At 53.2% G+C, this 18,653-nt stretch carries 10 protein-coding genes and 1 riboswitch; of the genes, 8 read left to right on the forward strand and 2 right to left on the reverse strand.

Annotated features, from left to right (window positions below; translation table 11 throughout):
• Positions 1 to 23: 23 nt before the first annotated feature.
• Positions 24 to 977 (reverse strand): helix-turn-helix transcriptional regulator, encoded by a 954-nt coding sequence (locus JRJ22_RS02460; RefSeq protein ID WP_206103058.1) that lies wholly within the window; start codon positions 975 to 977, stop codon positions 24 to 26.
• Between the two features lie 157 nt (positions 978 to 1,134).
• Here JRJ22_RS02460 and JRJ22_RS02465 point away from each other — a divergent pair, with 157 nt between their 5' ends.
• The gene (locus tag JRJ22_RS02465; RefSeq protein WP_206103060.1) at positions 1,135 to 2,394 is read left to right on the forward strand and encodes an MFS transporter; all 1,260 of its coding nucleotides are present in this window, start codon (positions 1,135 to 1,137) and stop codon (positions 2,392 to 2,394) included.
• Between the two features lie 100 nt (positions 2,395 to 2,494).
• On the opposite strand, the gene JRJ22_RS02470 is transcribed toward JRJ22_RS02465, so the two are convergent.
• Positions 2,495 to 3,163 (reverse strand): DedA family protein, encoded by a 669-nt coding sequence (locus tag JRJ22_RS02470; RefSeq protein ID WP_206103062.1) that lies wholly within the window; start codon positions 3,161 to 3,163, stop codon positions 2,495 to 2,497.
• Positions 3,164 to 3,271: 108 nt separating this feature from the next.
• Between JRJ22_RS02470 and JRJ22_RS02475 the strand changes: the two genes are divergently transcribed.
• From JRJ22_RS02475 to JRJ22_RS02505, 7 genes are all read left to right on the forward strand, one after another.
• Positions 3,272 to 4,639 (forward strand): polysaccharide deacetylase family protein, encoded by a 1,368-nt coding sequence (locus tag JRJ22_RS02475; protein ID WP_206103063.1) that lies wholly within the window; start codon positions 3,272 to 3,274, stop codon positions 4,637 to 4,639.
• Between the two features lie 155 nt (positions 4,640 to 4,794).
• The gene (locus JRJ22_RS02480) at positions 4,795 to 6,171 is read left to right on the forward strand and encodes a DUF58 domain-containing protein (RefSeq protein WP_206103065.1); all 1,377 of its coding nucleotides are present in this window, start codon (positions 4,795 to 4,797) and stop codon (positions 6,169 to 6,171) included.
• A complete protein-coding gene (locus tag JRJ22_RS02485; RefSeq protein ID WP_206103067.1) occupies positions 6,140 to 8,482 on the forward strand; it encodes a DUF4129 domain-containing transglutaminase family protein in 2,343 nt (780 codons plus the stop codon). The genes JRJ22_RS02480 and JRJ22_RS02485 overlap by 32 nt, the downstream gene beginning before the upstream one ends.
• Positions 8,483 to 8,654: 172 nt before the next feature.
• Positions 8,655 to 10,193, forward strand: a complete 1,539-nt coding sequence (guaA, locus tag JRJ22_RS02490; RefSeq protein WP_206103069.1) for a glutamine-hydrolyzing GMP synthase — start codon at positions 8,655 to 8,657, stop codon at positions 10,191 to 10,193.
• An 841-nt stretch (positions 10,194 to 11,034) separates the two neighbouring features.
• A riboswitch (purine riboswitch) is annotated at positions 11,035 to 11,134 on the forward strand.
• 127 nt (positions 11,135 to 11,261) lie between these two features.
• The gene (locus JRJ22_RS02495; protein ID WP_206103071.1) at positions 11,262 to 12,662 is read left to right on the forward strand and encodes an NCS2 family permease; all 1,401 of its coding nucleotides are present in this window, start codon (positions 11,262 to 11,264) and stop codon (positions 12,660 to 12,662) included.
• 221 nt (positions 12,663 to 12,883) lie between these two features.
• On the forward strand, positions 12,884 to 14,830 hold the full coding sequence (locus tag JRJ22_RS02500) for a glycosyltransferase family 39 protein (RefSeq protein WP_206103072.1): 1,947 nt from the start codon (positions 12,884 to 12,886) through the stop codon (positions 14,828 to 14,830).
• Positions 14,827 to 18,648 (forward strand): phospholipid carrier-dependent glycosyltransferase, encoded by a 3,822-nt coding sequence (locus tag JRJ22_RS02505; protein ID WP_206103074.1) that lies wholly within the window; start codon positions 14,827 to 14,829, stop codon positions 18,646 to 18,648. The genes JRJ22_RS02500 and JRJ22_RS02505 overlap by 4 nt, the downstream gene beginning before the upstream one ends.
• Positions 18,649 to 18,653 lie beyond the last annotated feature (5 nt).

Genomic DNA, 18,653 nt, shown 5'->3' on the forward strand with positions numbered 1-18,653 from the left:
TTTTTATTATCATTTGATGGAGCTTAGGCATTACCACCGGCGCTGCCCTGGTATTTAGCGGCGACCCCTGCCGCAATATCACCCAGCTTAAGCCGGATATGCTCCGGCTCCAGTACTTCTGCTGCGGTTCCGAACCCCAGCAGGAAACCGTACAGCCAGTGATCCTCGGGGTAGTAGACAGTCACGGTGTATCCCCCGTTCCTATCCGGCTGAAGCTCGCTGTAATCAAAATAGTCTTCCGCCAGATGTCTGCCTTCAGCGGAAAAGTGCAGGACAACGGGTGTCGTGTCCGAGGGGGTTGACCATCCGCTGCTCCAGGGCAGCTCGTTCAAGGGGAATTCCTGCCGGACAAAGCTGCGCTTTTCCTTGATCAGCGACTTCATGCGAAGCAGCTTAAACAGCCGGAAATCCTCGCGCTCAGCACAGAATCCGTACAAGTACCATGCCCGTCCCTTGAGTACAAGTGTGTAGGGATCTACGGAACGATGGCTTATTTTACCGTCAGCAGCTACATATTCGAAGGATATGCCGGCCGCTTCCTCCAAAGCCTCTCTAAGCAGGGTGAGCCGCTCCTCCAGCGGCCTCTGCAGCCCCCAAGGGGAGAAATCGACGATCATCTGGGTGGTTTTACTTCGGAAGGCAGCGGTTTGGGAGGGGGGGATGACGCTGCTGATTTTCTCCATGAGCAGGCTGTGCTCGCCTCCTCCGGCGGAGGATACACTTTGCAGCGCGGTGAAAATGTCGGCAAGCTCATGCTCCGTCAGCACATTGCGGTCGAGGCGGTAGCCCTCCATCAGCCCAATTCCGCCGCCAGCTCCCTGGTAAGTCACGACGGGAATGCCGGCACCGTTGATACTGTCAATATCCCGGTAAATGGTGCGTACCGATACCTCAAACATCTCGGCGAGCTCCTTAGCCTGGATCAGGGGGCGGTTCATCAGCAGAATGACGATGGAGAGCAGACGGTCTATTTTCACGGGAAGGCACCTTCTTTATCAGTAAATTTCCATAAGGCAATCAACAATCATTCTATAATTTCCGCCGGTGAAAGAAAAGAAAGCATTGCCATATCTATTTAATTCGATTAGTATCTAATTAGATATTTATTTAACTTGAATTGTGAGGGTTATTACAATGGTTAACGGGATTACGATTCCTGCGGGGAAGCGGCTGAAGGGATATTCAAGGCTGTTCGCTGCCGGACTGATTAACGGAATAGGAGACCGTTTCAGCAGTGTAGCCATGCTGGCATTGGTCCTTCAGCTGACCGGATCGGGCCTGGCGGTAGGCATTTCACTCGGGGTACGGGTGCTGCCCTATCTTTTTATGGCTCCACTTGGGGGGATGCTGGCTACCAGGCTGCCGCGCAAAGCCATTATGATTGCGGTAGATTTGCTGCGTATCCCTGTGGCATTGTCATTTCTGCTGGTCAATGGGGAAAGCAGGCTTTGGGTGCTTTATGCCGGCAGTTTCTTAATGGCTGCGGGAGAAGCGATATATAGCCCGGTACGCAAATCATCGATTCCTTTACTGGCCGATTCCTCTGCTCTGCTTAGAATCAACGGCCTGGAACAGCTCATGAACGGCTGTGTGCTCATTCTGGGCGCATTTATTGGCGGTATCGTCTCGCTCTGGTTCGGTCCGGACATGGCGTTCATTGTGAATGCAGCATCCTTTTTAGTGGCGGCATTGCTGCTATGGGGGCTCCGTTTCCCACAGCCTGACGGGAGGTCAGCTGTACAGGCAGAAGAGGAAGTGTTCCAGAAACCTGCAGCGGAAGGAACGGCAGGACGTTTTCAGACTCTAAAAGTTGTGGCCGGTAGCAGCCTGGCGCTGCAGATTGTGATCGGGTATGAACTGCTGGTTCCGGTTATTAACGGCTGGGACAATGTGTTGATCAGTGTATATGCTGTACAGGAGTTTCATGCCGGAGATGCCGGGGTTGGCGCTTTTTATGCGGCACTTGGGATTGGACTCAGCCTTAGCTTTTTTGCCGGCCGGCTGCTACAGAAGCGGCTGCTGACCATAGCGCTCACGGGTCTCCTGCTGGAAGGGCTGCTGCATATGACAATCAGCGCAAGCAATCATTTCATTCATGTCTTCTTCTTGTATATACTGCTGTCTCTGGCGGGGGGACTCGGCAACGCCTGTCTGGATACTCTTGTCATGCGGGAGACGCCGGTTCAGCTGCAGCCTATGATTTTTGGAATGCTGTCGGCGGTGGGCGGAACACTCGTGGGAATATCAATGCTGGGCGCCGGCTGGCTGCTTGAATACGTAGAGCCGCGTATGCTCGGGTTCGCCGGCGGGGCGGGATTCGCAGGAATTTCGCTGCTGCTGGCTGGATACGCTATAACAAGAAGCAGGCAGAAGAAGATATCGTATGAAAACTAAAGTTCAGGGCGTATGAAAAAAAGCAGCCAGGGCGGCCTTTCCGAAAAAATCATTGGGAAGGCGCCTGGCTGCTTATTTTCGATAATGCAAAGGTAAGGCCTCAGCGGCCCTTGGAAGTCTCCTTCAGTTTGGCTTTCAGTTCAAGATCCGGTTTGCGCCGGAGCAGACGGATAGCCAGTGTACGGCGGTAGCGGTAGATGACGATCAGCATAGCAAGGGCCGCAAGACCGGAGATGATCCAAGGTGCATACAGCTCGAACAGGTGAAAAATGCCCATCCATTGCGGTCCGAATATTTTGCCGATGCCCAGAAAAAGCAGTACCCAGAGCAGGGCTCCACCGTAGGCGTACATTGCAAATTTACGGAAGGGCAAAGCGGTAATGCCGGCAAAATAACCGGTAAAGTGGCGGACTCCAGGGATAAAATAGCCGATGGAAATCAGGAGACTCCCGTACCGCTCGAACCAGCGCTGCGTCTTCTCCAGCTTGGCGGGAGAGAACAGAAACCATTTGCCGTAGCGCTGAATGAAGGGAAGCCCCGCTTTTAGGCCGATAAGATAGGTTATGGTCATTCCGGCAGTAGTGCCTGCAAAAGCCACAGCGACCAGCGCCGGGAAATCCAGCCTCCCAGTGTAAGAAAGGAAGCCTGCAAAGGCCATTGTTGTCTCCCCTGGAAAAGGCAAGGCTACAAACTCCAGCAAAAGTCCAAAGAACAGCACATTATAACCGTAATTGGCGAATAACTCCTGAATCCATTTCAGCATTTCCATAACCAAGTCACTCTCCAAGGGCAGCATGCCTAATTCTATTTTGAAGCTTGTCTTCATACAATCTACCAATAAGTTTGAAGCGCCAATAGAATGCTGGAGGTAGAGAAGATGAAGGTTAGCAAAAGAACACTGATCCGCCGGACGATCATCCGCGGGTTGCTTGCTATGGCAATAATAGTAAGTGTAATATCTGTACTCTCTAAGAATAATCTTCCGGCTGCCGCGACGCAAGATTTGCCCGAGCCGGCTGTGAGTCCGGTTAAGGTATCCCCGGTTCCTGGCCAAGCTGTGACGCCGCCTTTCGTCCCGATAAGCCGCAGTACACCAGGGAATGATGCAGCCAAAGTATCTGCAGTAACCGGGAAACCTGCGGCAGCTATTATGCCCTTGGTGCAGAAGAAGGCGCAGAAGAAGGTGCAAAAGACGGTCTACCTCACTTTTGACGACGGCCCCAGTAATGTGACGCCTGCAGTGCTGGAAACCCTGCGCAAGCAGGGCGTAAAGGCAACCTTTTTTGTGCTGGGAGAACAGGCCAGGAGCCGCCCCGAGCTGATCAATGCTATCTGGGAGCAGGGGCATGCCATCGGTAATCATACCTATAATCATAATTACCATGATTTATATAGCGGATTCACGGAATTCTGGAATCAGATCAAGCAGACAGAAGAAGTGGTGCGGGACATAACAGGTCTCCGGCCGCAGCTTGTCCGTGCACCGGGGGGAACCTACGGCCATTTTGATACGACCTACTTTGAATTGCTGAAGGAAGCGGGATATACCGTCATAGATTGGACCGTAGACAGCGGGGACTCGAGGCGCAAAGGAGTGCCTGCAGCGGAGATCCTGCGTCAATCGGTCGCCTCGATGAAGGCTTCCAGCGTTATTCTGCTGCTCCATGACGGGGCAGGCCATGCCGAAAGCGCGAAGGCGCTGCCGGAGATTATCGCAAGATACAAGGCTGCCGGATATACGTTTGGTGTACTGGATGCAGGGCAGGAACCGGTGCAGTTCAGAGTTTCCGCTGCGGCTGCAGCGGCGGATCGCACTAAACCGTCCAAGGCCTGGATTGCCTCCAATATTCTTCCGAATGCCGGACTGTTTGGACCGGGCAAGCCGCTTGCCCTGGAAGTGGGAATGCTGGAAGCGAAGCTTGAGCCGGGAGAATTCCGGATTATCGAAGGGCAATATATGGTTCCGCTCCGGGCAGTTATTGAAAGGCTGGGCGGACAGGTGAGCTGGAATGCAGCCACCCGCAGCGGTAGTATCATCTGGAACGGACGCCATGTCAGTGCGGATGCGGTCCAAAAACGCCTCACGCTGGCTTCGGACGATGGCACCACCGTGTACAGACAATCCAATGTAGAAATGATTGGCTCTTCCTTGTGGCTCCCTTTGCGCGAGTTGCTTGAGGTTACGGGTCATCCGCTGCTGGAGGCCCGGGTGACGGGGGGAGAGCGCCGGGTCAAAGCGGGCTGATCGCAGGAATCCATAGTACAGAAGGGGATTTGCGAGGTTTGGGTACCCTTTTTCGTGGGAAGAATAGGCAATAGTAGGCTTCCTAGTACGGTTTCCATCGATTTCTGGAGACATGCTGCGGAGCTAGTCTATGACCGCAAAGGAAGGTTGTCCCATTGTCCTATTCATCACTAATAGAGCAGACACAAAATAAGCAGCAGGGCCAGTTATCCGCCGCTGCAGGAAGGCTTCATCCGCACGGCCGCAGTATGGCGTGGCAGTGGCTGCGTATGCTGGCTATCACTGCAGTGCTTGCTGCACTATATGCCTGGCGGGGCGGAGCCTCCCTGCTGTTCCTCTTGACAGCCAGCGGGCTTTTGATGTTAGGGGGATTCCTGCTTCAGGCTTGCGGGCCGCGCAGCGTAAAGATCATCCGCAGCATGTCTCCTGCCCGCCCGGCAGCCGGAGATCATGTGAATGTTGAGGTGCAGGTCAGCTTCACCACCTGGCTCCCGGTCCCGTGGATGCTTATCACTGATTATTGGAGCGGCGGCTGGCATCAGGAATTGCTGTTTCCGGGCTTTCGGCGCTCCTTCCACTATGTCTATAAGCTTCATGAGATGCCGCGCGGCATCCATCAGCTTCACGGCTGCAGAATGAGCTGGGGCGATCTACCCGGATTGTTCACAGGCGGGTGCTGGCCCGAAGGGAAGGCAGGCTTCAAAGTCCTTCCAAGGCCGCTCTATATCGGCGGAACCTTGCCGGAGAGCATCCTCATGCCCGGAGATGCGCTGTCGCTGAAGCGGAGCCGGAACAGCGGTGAAGCAGCAGATATCCGTGATTATGCACCGGGTGATCCGCTCAGCCGGATCCACTGGAAGAACAGCGCCCGTAAGGGCTCGCTGCAGAGCCGGGTGCCGGAGCGGGAAGAAGGTCGCATGACCTGTATTGTGCTGGCCAACAGCCCGGAGAACTACGAGATTCCTTATAGCGCCCTGACCCCGCGCAGCCAGCGGGGTACGGCAGCCCCAGCCTTCGAACGGGCTGTATCTACAGCAATGGGGCTGATGCTGTCAGCGGAGCGCAGCGGAGCCTATGTCCAGCTGTTCAGCGGCGGCTGGCCGGAAGGGATGGCCAGACATGAGGGGCTTGGGAAGCTTCCCGGCAGAGTGCAGGATATGCTAACCGAGATTACACCTAGCGGCACGCGCAGCCTCAGCCAGTTGCTGGAGGATTCATCGAAGGGCTGGATTCCCGGTATGACTGTCGCCGTCATTACAGGACGGCTGGAGGAAGAGGCTGCGCGGACACTTGCCAGGTTCCTTGTACAAGGTGTGAGAGTAGAGCTGTATTATGTATGGGATCAGCCAGCTCCCGCTGCGACGGACATGTGGCGGAATCCGGCAGTGGAATATAAGCATCATACTGCAGGAACGATAGGAAGCAGCCTGGCCCGGCTCGGAGCCAGGATGTACTGCCTGCATCCGGTTCCGCCAGACGGGCATAAGGAGGCGGAGCTTCATGAATTTCCGGGGAGACCGACTCTGGGATAGGCCGCTAACGGATGCTGTGGCAATGACGGACGCTTTATCTGGGAGACGTAAACGAAACGGGCAGAGTATACAGGTAATGCCCGAGCCTATACAGCAGCCTGTTCTAGAACAAGCGGAGAACAGTCAGACGGGAAACAGAGGCAGCATTCCTCTGTCTTACCGTTTGTTGTTCTCTTTGGTCATTCTGGGAATGTTTACGGAGTGGCTGATGCCTTTACACCGTTCGGTGAAAACGGCGGACACGGCAGAGCTGCTGGAGATTCTGATGCTTACGGCAGGTGCGCTGCTCCTGTGGGGCAGCTTCCGGGTTCCCGGTGTATTGCAATTTTCAGTCCAGTCTGTGGTGATCATCCTGACCTGGTACTGGGCATGTGCCAGAAATGAGGGTCCCGGATGGCTGGGAGCTTACGCGGCTGGAATTCCGGAGGATACGGTTTTGTTCTTCACGGGTCAGGTGTCGGAGTTAAGCGAGGACAGCAGGCTGCTTATTCTGGTACTGGGCTGGGGCCTGCTGGTTGCTTCCGTGCAGCAGCTGGCGCTGTACAGGGGAAGTACGTCCCTGTTCACGATAGTAACTGTAGTTTATCTGCTTGTACTGGATATGGCCTTCGGCTTGAATACCACAAGCAATGTGCTGGTCACGGCAGGACTGATCCTTTGGATGCGGGGACTCAGCGGACTGCTGCGGCTGAAGGAGCGGACGGAGAAACGCGAGCTTCCTTACATCCGCTGGGGAGGCGTTGCCCTGATCACCGCCACCCTGCTGACAGCAGCAGCCTGGACAGGGGGACAGCTGTATGGCCCGCGTCCGGCTGCACCCGTTACACTGCAGACGGTGATGACACAATTGCAGCAATGGGGCGAAAGCCGGGTCTTAAATCAGACGAAGGAACTGCAGCCTTCAGCGGGAGCTACAGGATACGGCACAGGGGAAGGGGAGCTTGGAGCGCCGCTGTCTTCCAGCAAAACGCCCGTATTTACGGCCATTGCCAGCCGCCCGGTCTACTGGCGGGGAGAGAGCCTTGCCTATTATGACGGCCGCCGCTGGATAAGGGAAGGCACAGTATATGCACCGCTTAATTTAAGAGAGCTTCCTTCCCGGGAGCTGTCAGCATCCGCATTCGGAGACAAAGCGATGCTGGTCCAGCGGATTGAGTTTGACGTGCCCTCTTCCGGTGGCCTCCCGCTGTTCAGTGCCGGAACGGTAGCGGATGTGGAGCGTGTGGAGCTGAAGGACGGGAGCGGGCTGGGGTATGTGCTGGCTAACCGGGAGAGGGACCGCTTCCGTCTGCCGAAAGTTTCCGGCTCTGCCCGAATTACAGGGTACACAGTGAAGTCACTGCTGCCCGAGAGTGATCCTGCAGTACTGCGCAAGCTGGACACAGCGGACCCCCAGGCTGTAACGGACTCATATTTGCAGCTGCCGGCAGACCTGTCCGGACGGATTGCCGCACTCTCCAGACAGCTCACTGCCTCTGCGGATAACCGCTATGATGCGGTCACTGCCGTTCAAGGTTATTTGCAAAACGGCTACACCTACACGCTCGAGACCCGAATTCCGCCGGCCGCTGCGGATTTCGTGGATGACTTCCTGTTCACCACGAAGCAGGGCTATTGTGTCCATTTCGCAACGGCGATGACAGTGCTGCTGCGCAGCAGCGGTATTCCCGCCCGGTATGTCCAGGGCTACGGGCCGGGGACGCCTGAGGCCGGCGGCAGCGGGCAGCCGCGCTATAAGGTCACCCAGGCTGATGCCCATGCCTGGGTGGAGGTGTATTTCCCCGGCGCGGGCTGGGTCCCCTTCGATCCTACGCCGGGGACTGCTTTTGCCGCCCGGGAGCCGGCGGCACTCCCCGCTGCCGCGCCGCAGGAGACGTCCGCTGCGCTGCGCGCGGACGCCCTGCCCGCCCTGCCGCCGGCGGGCGGGAACCCGGCGCCGCCCGCTGCGGCGGCGCTGGTGCTCGCCGCCGCCTGGCGCTGGCGGCGGAGCCTGGCCCTGCTGCCGGCGGCGCTGCGCGCCAGCAGGACCGGCCGCGAGCGGCAGCTGCGCGCCGCCGCGCTGGCCTGGGGCAGCCTTGCGGCGCGGTACGGCCTGCCGCCGCAAGGCCTGACGGCCAGGGAGTACGCAGCCTCCCTGGCGATCGAGGACGCGCGGCTTAGCGCCGCGGTCCGGCAGTTCGTACGCCAGTGGGAATCACTGGCGTACAGTCCGGCCGGGGCGGCGCCCCCCGGCCGGGCAGGGCCGCAGGACGGCGTTGAAGCCGCCGCCTTTATCGGCCATTGCCTGACCATTACCTTCCGTCTGGCCTAAGCGGAAACGGGCAGTTTTTCCAAAAGAGACGCCCGGCTTTTTTTCCTCCTGCTCCGATCCTTGCAATGCCGGACTTTACGGGCAAAAGGCTTATGGATTACGTGCCCTCCTTTCCTTGACGGTAAGAATTAACCATGAGTATAATGAATCCAATAATCAAGGGAGGCACGTAATGAATAAGCCAAATGAAATTATCGTCGTTCTCGATTTTGGAGGACAGTATAACCAACTTATCGCGCGCAGAATTCGGGACCTGGGGGTATACAGCGAGCTTCTGCCGTACAATACGCCAATTGAGAAGATCAAAGCACTATCACCGAAGGGGATTGTTTTCTCCGGGGGACCAAGCAGTGTTTACGCCGAGGATGCACCTCATGTGGATCCGGCTATTTATGATTTGGGTCTGCCGATTTTTGGTATCTGCTATGGTATGCAGCTTATGGCCCACCAGCAAGGCGGAAAGGTTGAACGTGCGGACAAGCGGGAATACGGCAAGGCCAACGTTGACTTTGAAATGGGCGCTGTGCTGGCTACCGGACTGGAGAGCGGTCAGACCGTTTGGATGAGCCACGGCGATCATGTAGTGGAGCTTCCGACCGGATTCAAGCTTGATGCCGGCACAGAGAGTGCTCCGATTGCGGCAATGAGTCATGCAGACCGCAAATTCTTCGCAGTGCAATTCCATCCTGAGGTACGCCACTCCGTGAACGGGAATGAGATGATCTCGAACTTCCTGTACGAGGTTTGCGGCTGTGAAGGCAAATGGACGATGGAATCCTTTATTGAGGATGCCGTTAAGGATATCCAAGCTAAAGTCGGCGACAAAAAAGTGCTCTGCGCCCTCAGCGGCGGTGTAGACTCCTCGGTAGTAGCGATGCTGATTCACCGGGCGATCGGCGATCAGCTGACCTGTATGTTCATTGACCACGGCCTGCTCCGCAAAGGCGAAGCTGAGAGCGTAATGGAAACCTTTGTCGGCAAATTCGATATTCATGTGGTGAAGATTGATGCACGGGAGCGTTTCATGAGCAAGCTGGCCGGTGTCTCCGACCCCGAGCAGAAGCGCAAGATTATCGGCAATGAATTTATCTACTGCTTCGACGAGGAATCGGCCAAGCTGGGCGATTTCTCGTTCCTGGCCCAAGGTACGCTGTACACTGATATTGTAGAGAGCGGAACAGCAACCGCACAGACCATCAAATCACATCACAATGTCGGCGGACTGCCGGAAGACATGAAGTTCAGCCTGATCGAGCCGCTGAATACATTGTTCAAGGACGAAGTCCGCAAGCTGGGTGAAGAACTGGGCATGCCAAGAGCGATTGTCTGGCGCCAGCCGTTCCCGGGTCCGGGACTGGCTATCCGTGTGTTGGGTGAAGTTACGGAAGAGAAGCTGCAGATCGTCCGTGATTCCGACTATATTCTGCGTGAGGAGATCGCCAAGGCCGGTCTGGACCAGGAAATCTGGCAGTATTTCACCGCATTGCCGAACATGAAGAGTGTTGGCGTTATGGGGGATGAACGTACCTATTCTTACACCGTAGGTATCCGTGCGGTCACTTCCATCGACGGAATGACGGCCGACTGGGCACGTATTCCTTGGGATGTACTGGAGAAAATCTCCGTCCGCATCGTCAACGAAGTAGACAACGTTAACCGTATTGTTTACGACGTGACCTCCAAGCCGCCTGCAACGATTGAGTGGGAATAGGCTGAAATCTAAATGTTATTAAAGACAGAGCTGGAGTGCCGTTTACGGCGCCTCCGGCTCTTTTTTTAGATAAGAATCATTCCGGTAATACAGAGTCGGCCTCTCCAGCCCGGACGAAATGAAAGGTATAAATCCCTCTGAATGTATGAAAACCGGCTTTGGCAGCAAAAAGAGAGGTATAAATCCCTCTGATTGAGCGATAATCGGCTAAGGTGGGGAAATGAAAGGTATAAATCCCTCTGAATGTGCGAAAACCGGCTTTGGCAGCAAAAAGAGAAGTATAAATCCCTCTGAGCGTTACGAACTTTCAATTGACCTTCCAACCCAACCCAACCCAACCCAACCCAACCCAACCCAACCCAACCCAACCCAACCCAACCCAACCCAACCCAACCCAACCCAATTCATCTCAATCCATCTCAATCCATCTCAATCCATCTCAACCCAACCCAATTCATCTCAATCCATCTCGACTCATCTAATCTTGTCTCATTTCATCTCAACGCACACTTGCTCATCCGTGAGGATAATAGTTCTCCACTGCATGCCTCATCCCAATCTCCCTCCCGTTCCTCCCCCAATACCGCTTCACCTCTTCGGCAACTCCTGCATAACCCCGAAAAATTAGGGCATTTCTAGAACAGAAGGGAATTTCAGGGCGGGAGCGTGCGTGAATCCGATCCATTCATTGCATGGCATAGCCGTATTCTGGAAGTCTGGGGGCCAAAGCGGCTTGACGGATTCATGAAATTGTCTTATTTACGAACAATAACAAAAACATTACGTGCAATGTTCGTATTTGCCATTGACAAGTCATGTCATGTACACCTAAAATAGAAAAGCGTTGAGCAACATAAATATTCGTATAATTCCGGGGATCGGCCCGGAAGTCTCTACGAGGTCACCGTAATGACCTGGCTACGATTAAGAAGAGCGATTCCATTAGGACCTTCGGCCTTTCCGGCTGGGGGGAGATAAGGGACCTTCTCTTTTTTCGGGCCGGTGTCTAATCAGATACCGGCTTTTCTATGGGCTCAGACACAACATACACCTTAGGGGGAGAACCATTTGAACCGCTTTTTCAAACTGAAAGAAAACGGCACTACAGTACGTACAGAGATTATGGCCGGATTGACCACGTTTATGGCTATGGCTTATATCCTGTCCGTGAACCCCGGCACGCTTACAGCCTTCGGCCGCATTGATATGGGCTGGTATTCTGTATTTCTGGCTACAGCACTTGCAGCAGGTATTTTTACAATTGCCATGGGACTGTTCATTAATTTCCCGGTAGCTCTGGCACCTGGTATGGGCCTTAATGCATATTTTGCTTCCGTAGTTTTAGCATCGCAAACGACTGATCATCCTTTCACCTGGCAGATGGGTCTGACCGCGGTGTTCATTTCCGGTCTGATCTTTATTCTGCTGACCGTCACCAGGGTGCGGCAAATATTGCTCACCGCTATTCCTGACAGTCTGAAGCATGCGATTACAGTCGGCATCGGGCTCTTCATTACAATTATCGGTCTTAAGAACAGCGGGCTTATGACGATAGGCGTGGAATCCGGCAGCGACATTGCTGCCAACAAGTTTACAGATGTCCTTTCCTTCGAAACGGTTATTCATATGGGCAGCCTGGAAAATACGAACGTTCAGCTGGTAATTATCGGTCTGCTGCTGATCGCCGTACTGATGGTGCTGCAGGTACGCGGTGCAATTCTGTTCGGTATTCTGGGTACTACTTTGGTCGCCATTCTTATGGGCGCCGTTGATTTCGGCACACTTAACAGCCCGCAAACCCCTTGGGTTCCAGATTTCACACAGCTGAACTTCATGGAATTTGACTGGGACGGCATTATGCACACCGGTATTGTTTCGGCGATTGCCACCTTTACCTTTGTTGAATTGTTTGATACTTTTGGCACGCTGGTAGGTACTGCTGAACGTGCAGGAATTATGAAGGATAAAGAAGAAGGCAAGAGACGGGTCGGAAACGCAATGTTCGTAGATGCGATTGCTGTTACAGGCGGTGCGATGCTCGGTACTTCCACTACAACTGCTTATGTCGAAAGTGCTGCCGGTGTTGCCGAAGGCGGCCGTACAGGTCTGACTGCCGTAACTACCGGTGTCTGCTTCCTGCTTGCATTGTTCCTGGCTCCGGTAGTTGCGCTGATTCCTGGTTCAGCTACTGCAGCGGCCCTGATTATTGTAGGTGTGCTTATGGCTCAATCGATCCGTGAAATTGACTTTCAGGATATGGTTTATGCAATTCCGGCCTTCCTGACCTTCGCGATTATGCCGTTTACTTATAACATTGCTAACGGGATTTCGTTCGGGATTGTAACTTATGTAATCCTTGCTGGCGTAGCCAATCTGGCAGGCAAGAAGAAATATGATATCCACTGGATGATGTGGGTGCTGGCAGTTCTGATTATTCTGCGTTATGTTCTGATCGGCAGCCAAGGCTAAGCCTCACAACTTATTTAATTAGATTGCTAACGGCTCCTTCAGAGATGAAGGGGCCGTTTTTTGTATCTTCTTTTTCCCGCACTTACAGCTTCAGAATAGGACAAAGAGCTGCTCCGGACTTTTCATCATCCGGTATTTAGATTATATTGTTGAAGAGGTGATGTAAGTTGTCCGGCTTCCTTAATAGGACATATAACTCCTGCAAGAGCAACCCGTGGCCTTTGCTGCTTTTTGTGCTGGGGGCGGTCATCCGGCTGGTTTACATCGGATCGGTTCCGCCGGGCTTGAATCAGGATGAGGCGTCTATAGGTTATGACGCTTACGCTATCCTTCATTACGGGATAGACCGCAGCGGTGTTCGTCTTCCTATTCATCTAACAGCCTGGGGCAGCGGACAAAATGCGCTGTATGCGTACTTGTCAATGCCGTTCCTGCTGTTGTTCGGACTGACACCGCTCTCGGTGCGGGCTCTGAGTGCTGTAATGGGACTTGTCGGAATGCTCTTCTTCTATTTAATTATGAAGCAGCTGTTTACTACAAGAACGGCCGGCATAGCTGCCATGTTTTTTATTGTCATCAATCCATGGCATATCATGATGTCGAGATGGGCCCTGGAATCCAATTTGTTTCCAACCCTGATTTTGATAGCTGTATACTGTATTCTGCAATCCTTTCATTCCCCCAAATGGATATATGCTTTTACCGCTGTACTGGCTTTATCGTTGTATGCTTATGGTACAGCCTATTTTTTTGTTCCCGTGTTTGCCTTAGGGACTGCAATTCTTCTATTGTATAGTAAAGTCCTGAATGTCCGTACGCTGCTCTGGAATGGGCTGCTGTTTGTATTGCTGGCCCTGCCCATATTATTATTTATAGTAATTAATCATTATGACCTGCAGGCAATAACGACTCCGCTGCTGTCTGTTCCGAAGCTGACAATGCCGCGGGTGGAGCAGATTTCTTCTGTATTCAGCGGGCAGCTGCTGCAGACAGCCATAGACAATTTCCGTGAATTCATTCAAATTATGCTGAGCGGAAGCGACGGATTGCCCTGGAATTCAATATCCTGGTATGGCTATGCTTACCCGGTAGCATTGCCCTTTGCACTCATTGGACTTATTGTGATGATACAGGCGCTGAGGCGGCAGGGACGGAAGGAAGCGGGGAGGGCGGTAATTCTGCTCTGGCTCTTAACCGCTGTGCTGATGGCCTTTATCACCACTGTGAATATTAACCGGATTAACATCATTTTTTATCCGCTGATTATGCTGGTTACGGCGGGATTTATCTGGTTGTACCAAAAGTTAAAAATCGCCGGCATTCTGTCTGCTGCTGCTTTTACAGTGATGTTCGCTTCGTTTGCAGGAGTGTATTTCCGTGAATTTCCCGATAGGATCGGCCCGGCGTTTTTTGATTCTCTTGGTGAGGCCGTGCAGTATGCCTCTGAGCACAGTACCGGAGAAATCTACGTTACGGATGAAGTCAATATGCCCTACATCTATGTGCTGTTCTATGAGCAGATTAATCCTCATGATTTCCGTGAATCCGTCGTCTATTCCAATCCCGGAGATGCCTTTCAGCAGGTCTCTTCGTTCGGCAGATACAGATTCGGAAGACCGGATGAGTTAGCCGGGAACTCGGCATATATCTTTAGTAACAGTAACCCTATCCCCGGGGCGGCAGAAGGAGGGTATACGGTTAAACAATTTGCCAATTACAGTGTACTACTCACAACAGAGCATCCGGACGGGGATGTCCCCCTTGGACCTTCAGCGGATAAAGGGTTCTATAACGGAGGATTTGAGGACGGTGCAGCCGGCTGGAGCTTTTCGGAGGGGACAGGGGTGGCAAGCAATAATCCCGGCTCCGGAACTTATCTGGCCTACCTTGATGCAGGCGCGGACAAAACAGTCTCCCAGGCCTTCACAGCACAAGCACCGCCGGGAGAATACAAGCTGTCCGTATTGGTGAGCGCAGGCGGCGAAGGCGGAAAGATCGGGCTGCGCGTGAACGGCATCCTGCAGGCTGAAGCGGTACTGACAGCAGGAGAAGAATATCATCAGATTACACTGCCGGCGGTTGCCCTTCAGCAGGGTGATCAGGCGAAGGTTATTATAACCGGCGGAAACGGCTGGATTAACATTGATGAGGTGAGGTTGGAACGATGATCAAGAATACACGCGCGGCTGCAATTCTTGTATTAATGCTGCTGATGTTCGTACTTCCTGTAACAAGTATTTATGCGGAAGGCAATCTGTTACAGAATCCGGGTTTTGAAGAAGGGGAAGAAGGAGTGCCTGCCGGCTGGACGAAGGATGTCTGGATTGCCGGGGACAGCTCCGGTCTCCTGTCGGTTCAATCAGAGGAAGTTCATTCCGGCAGTAAAGCGGCAGTCATTGAGAATCTTGAACCGAATCATCTGAAATGGGTCCAGAATATTACGGTTACGCCGGACAGCTACTACAAGATTTCCGGATATATCAAAGTTGCCAGCACTGCCGGTCAAGGCTTAGGCGCGAACATATTTCCGGTTGGTATTGGCGGCGGGTACCCGGCTACAACGGATACCGGCGGAGACTGGCAGTATCTGGAGTTCATCGGCCAGACCGGGAAAGAGCAGACTGAACTCGGCATAGGTGCAGCTCTGGGCGGGTACTCCAGTCTGATTCAAGGTAAAGCCTATTTTGATGACCTGTCTGTGGAACAATTGGATGCTGCTCCGGAAGGAGCAAGTGTTATTTCACTGGATAGCGGCGCAGCGGCCCAGGCAGGAGGCAGTGAGGCTGAGTCGCCACCGCACAAAGTATCACCGGCTAAGCTTTTGCTGATCTCGGCAGTATTCAGCGTATTTTTTGCTCTTCTATATAATAGGGCTTTGCGCAGCAACAAGCTGCTTCTGCAGCAGGATATCGTCTATACGAGATGGCTGTATATTGTATTCGCTGGTGCTTTTATTTTGCGTGTTTGGATCGGCCTGACTGCCAAGGGGTATCAGAATGATATGAATACCTTTATTGCCTGGGGCCAGCGCCTAGTCGACAGAGGTCCGGGCGGATTCTATGAGGAGGGTTACTTCGCAGATTACCCGCCGGGTTATTTGTACATATTGTATCTGCTGAGTGCAATCCGCAGCCTGTTCGGCTTCACGCATGGCTCGGGCGGGGAGACGCTGCTCTTTAAGCTGCCGGCCATTGTGTCGGATCTGGTGCTGGGCGGCCTCATTTACCGGATCGGACGCAAGAAGCTCGGATCTGGTGTAGCTATGGGTTTAATGCTGCTGTTCCTGTTTAATCCGGCGGTATTGATGGACTCTGCAGCCTGGGGCCAGGCGGATTCCTTCTTTATGGTGTTTCTGCTGCTCAGTATTATGGGTGCTGCGGATAAAGCCTTTGTCCGCTCTGCCATCTGGTTTGCGATTGCTGTGCTGGTTAAGCCGCAGGCACTGATTTTTACGCCTGTGCTGCTGCTGGCTTTCTATCATCACCGGGCCTGGAAGCAGCTGGCAGTGGGCGCACTTTACGGGCTGGGAATATTCGTCCTGCTGGCAGCCCCGTTCTTCTGGAATAACGGCGGTTTAGGCGGGTTGATAGATTTATACAAGAGCACCTTATCGTCCTATCCTTATTCTACGGTGAATGCTTTTAATCTCTATGCACTGACGGATCCCATGTGGTCGTCCATGGATCTGACGTGGCTGGGAATTACCTATCGCGTGTGGGGCTTTATTTTCATTCTTGCAGCAGTAGCTGCTGCGGTTTATTTCTCCTTCAAAAAAGACCGTAAGGAGCTGTCCAAATCCTACTTCATCGGTATGGTGCTGATCGTGATTATGTTCGTGCTGGGCACCAAAATGCATGAGCGTTATATCTACCCAGCCCTGATTCTCTGTTTGTTCAGTTATATAGAGAGCCGTGACCGGCGGTTCCTGACCCTATTTCTGGGTTTCACCTTAACGCAGTATATCAATGTAGGCTATACCCTGGCCCATCTCAATGCCGGGAATAATCCCCCGTCGGACGGAATTGTGCTGGTTACTGCGATTGCTAACCTTGCGTTGCTGGTATATACGCTGTATACCGGGTATATGGTTTATGTCCGCAAACAGACGAAGCTTCTCGCGCCTCCGGCTACGGACACAGAGAAGCGTGCTGCTGATTTAGCACTTGCCGAAGGCATTCGTCCGCTGGAGCAGAATTACAAAACCAAATTCAAACTGCTGCGTAAAGACTGGATTTGGATGCTTGCCATTACTGCCGTCTATGCAGTACTTGCGCTAATTAATCTGGGTTCAACCAAAGCGCCGGAAACCTTATGGGAGCCAGCCGCCAGCGGTGAGAGCTTCTATGTCGATCTGGGCCAGAGCAGACAGCTGGAACGTGTAAATATATTCGGCGGTGTAGGCACCGGCAAATTCAAGCTGGAATTCAGCGCGACTCCGGATGCCTGGAGCAGTCCGCTGGATGTGAACGAGGATGTGGGCAATGTCTTCATCTGGAAAAGCCAGCCTTTGAACGTAGCGGCAAGATATGTGAAGCTGACCGTTACATCGCCTGGTTTTACGCTGAATGAAATGGCCTTCTATGAACAGGGGGGAGGTAAAACACCACTTCCCGTAACCAGTGTCACTCCGGATGCCGCCTCAGCTGCCAAAAGAGGTGCCCCTGCCAATCTGTTCGACGAGCAGTCCATCATTCCGGAGAACTCTAATTTTATGAACAGTACGTATTTTGATGAGATTTATCATGCGCGCACAGCCTACGAATATTTCCACGGTATTATTGCCTATGAGAATACTCATCCGCCGCTGGGCAAAATTCTGATCGGAGTCGGAATGGAGCTGTTTGGCGTGAATCCGTTTGGCTGGCGGATTGTCGGCACCCTGTTTGGGGTTGCCATGCTGCCGCTTATCTATATCATGGCGTTGCGACTGTTCAAGAAGAGCCGCTATGCGGCCCTTGCCGCCGGATTGTTTGCGCTCGATTTCATGCACTTTACCCAGACACGCATCTCGACGATTGACGTCTATGGCGTCTTCTTCATCATGTTAATGTTCTATTTCATGCAGCGCTATTTCACAATGAACTTTTATCGTGAACCGCTGCGCCGGACACTGGTCCCTCTGTTCTGGTCCGGCCTTTTCTTCGGCATCGGCGTCGCCTCTAAATGGATTGTGCTATACGGGGGCGCCGGGCTGGCGGTTATGCTGGCTCTCTCACTGTTCGAGCGTTATAAGGAACATACAGCAGCAGGACGTGTGCTAGCGGAAGGCAAGCTGGGTGATCAGGAGCTCAAGGCCGCCTGCCTTACAGCAGACAGATCCTTCTGGAAAAATACCGTCATTACACTGGCCAGCTGCATCGTGTTCTTTGTCGTTATTCCTGCCGTTATCTACGGATTGTCCTTTATCCCGGTACTCTCCGTTACGGCCGAGGGTTACACGATTAAAGGCCTGATCCAGGCCCAAAAAAATATGTATGACTACCATAGTCAGCTGGTGGCTACCCATCCGTTTGCTTCCTCCTGGTGGGAATGGCCGTTTATGAAGCGTCCGGTATGGTTCTTCAGCGGCGGCGAAGGCTTGCCTGAAGGTCAAGTAAGCAGTATTGTCACTATAGGTAATCCGCTGATCTGGTGGACCGGAATTTTCGCCATACTTGGTACGGTTTATCTTACTGTGAAGCGTAAAGACAAGAGCCTGTACATGCTCTGGATCGCCTTTTTCTCGCAATATGTGCCTTGGATGCTCGTTCCGCGTGAGACGTTCCTGTACCATTATTTCGCTATGGTGCCGTTCATGATTCTTGCAATTGTATATGTAATGAAGCTGCTGGACAGCAAATATCCCGAAGCCAAGTATATCCGATATGCTTATGTGGGCCTTGCGGCACTGCTCTTTATCCTGTTCTATCCGGTGCTGTCGGGTATGCAGGTGAGCGGCGATTATGTCAACACTGTGCTGCGCTGGTTCCCTTCCTGGGTATTCTAGGAGCC

This window comes from Paenibacillus tianjinensis, from assembly GCF_017086365.1.
Lineage (GTDB): Bacteria > Bacillota > Bacilli > Paenibacillales > Paenibacillaceae > Paenibacillus_AQ > Paenibacillus_AQ tianjinensis.

Bases quoted from the DNA above. Each gene is read 5' to 3' on its own strand.
- JRJ22_RS02470 (WP_206103062.1), bottom strand. From the start codon at position 3,163: ATGGAAATGCTGAAATGGATTCAGGAGTTATTCGCCAATTACGGTTAT.
- JRJ22_RS02465 (WP_206103060.1), top strand. From the start codon at position 1,135: ATGGTTAACGGGATTACGATTCCTGCGGGGAAGCGGCTGAAGGGATAT.
- JRJ22_RS02505 (WP_206103074.1), top strand. From the start codon at position 14,827: ATGATCAAGAATACACGCGCGGCTGCAATTCTTGTATTAATGCTGCTG.
- guaA (WP_206103069.1), top strand. From the start codon at position 8,655: ATGAATAAGCCAAATGAAATTATCGTCGTTCTCGATTTTGGAGGACAG.
- JRJ22_RS02475 (WP_206103063.1), top strand. From the start codon at position 3,272: ATGAAGGTTAGCAAAAGAACACTGATCCGCCGGACGATCATCCGCGGG.
- JRJ22_RS02485 (WP_206103067.1), top strand. From the start codon at position 6,140: ATGAATTTCCGGGGAGACCGACTCTGGGATAGGCCGCTAACGGATGCT.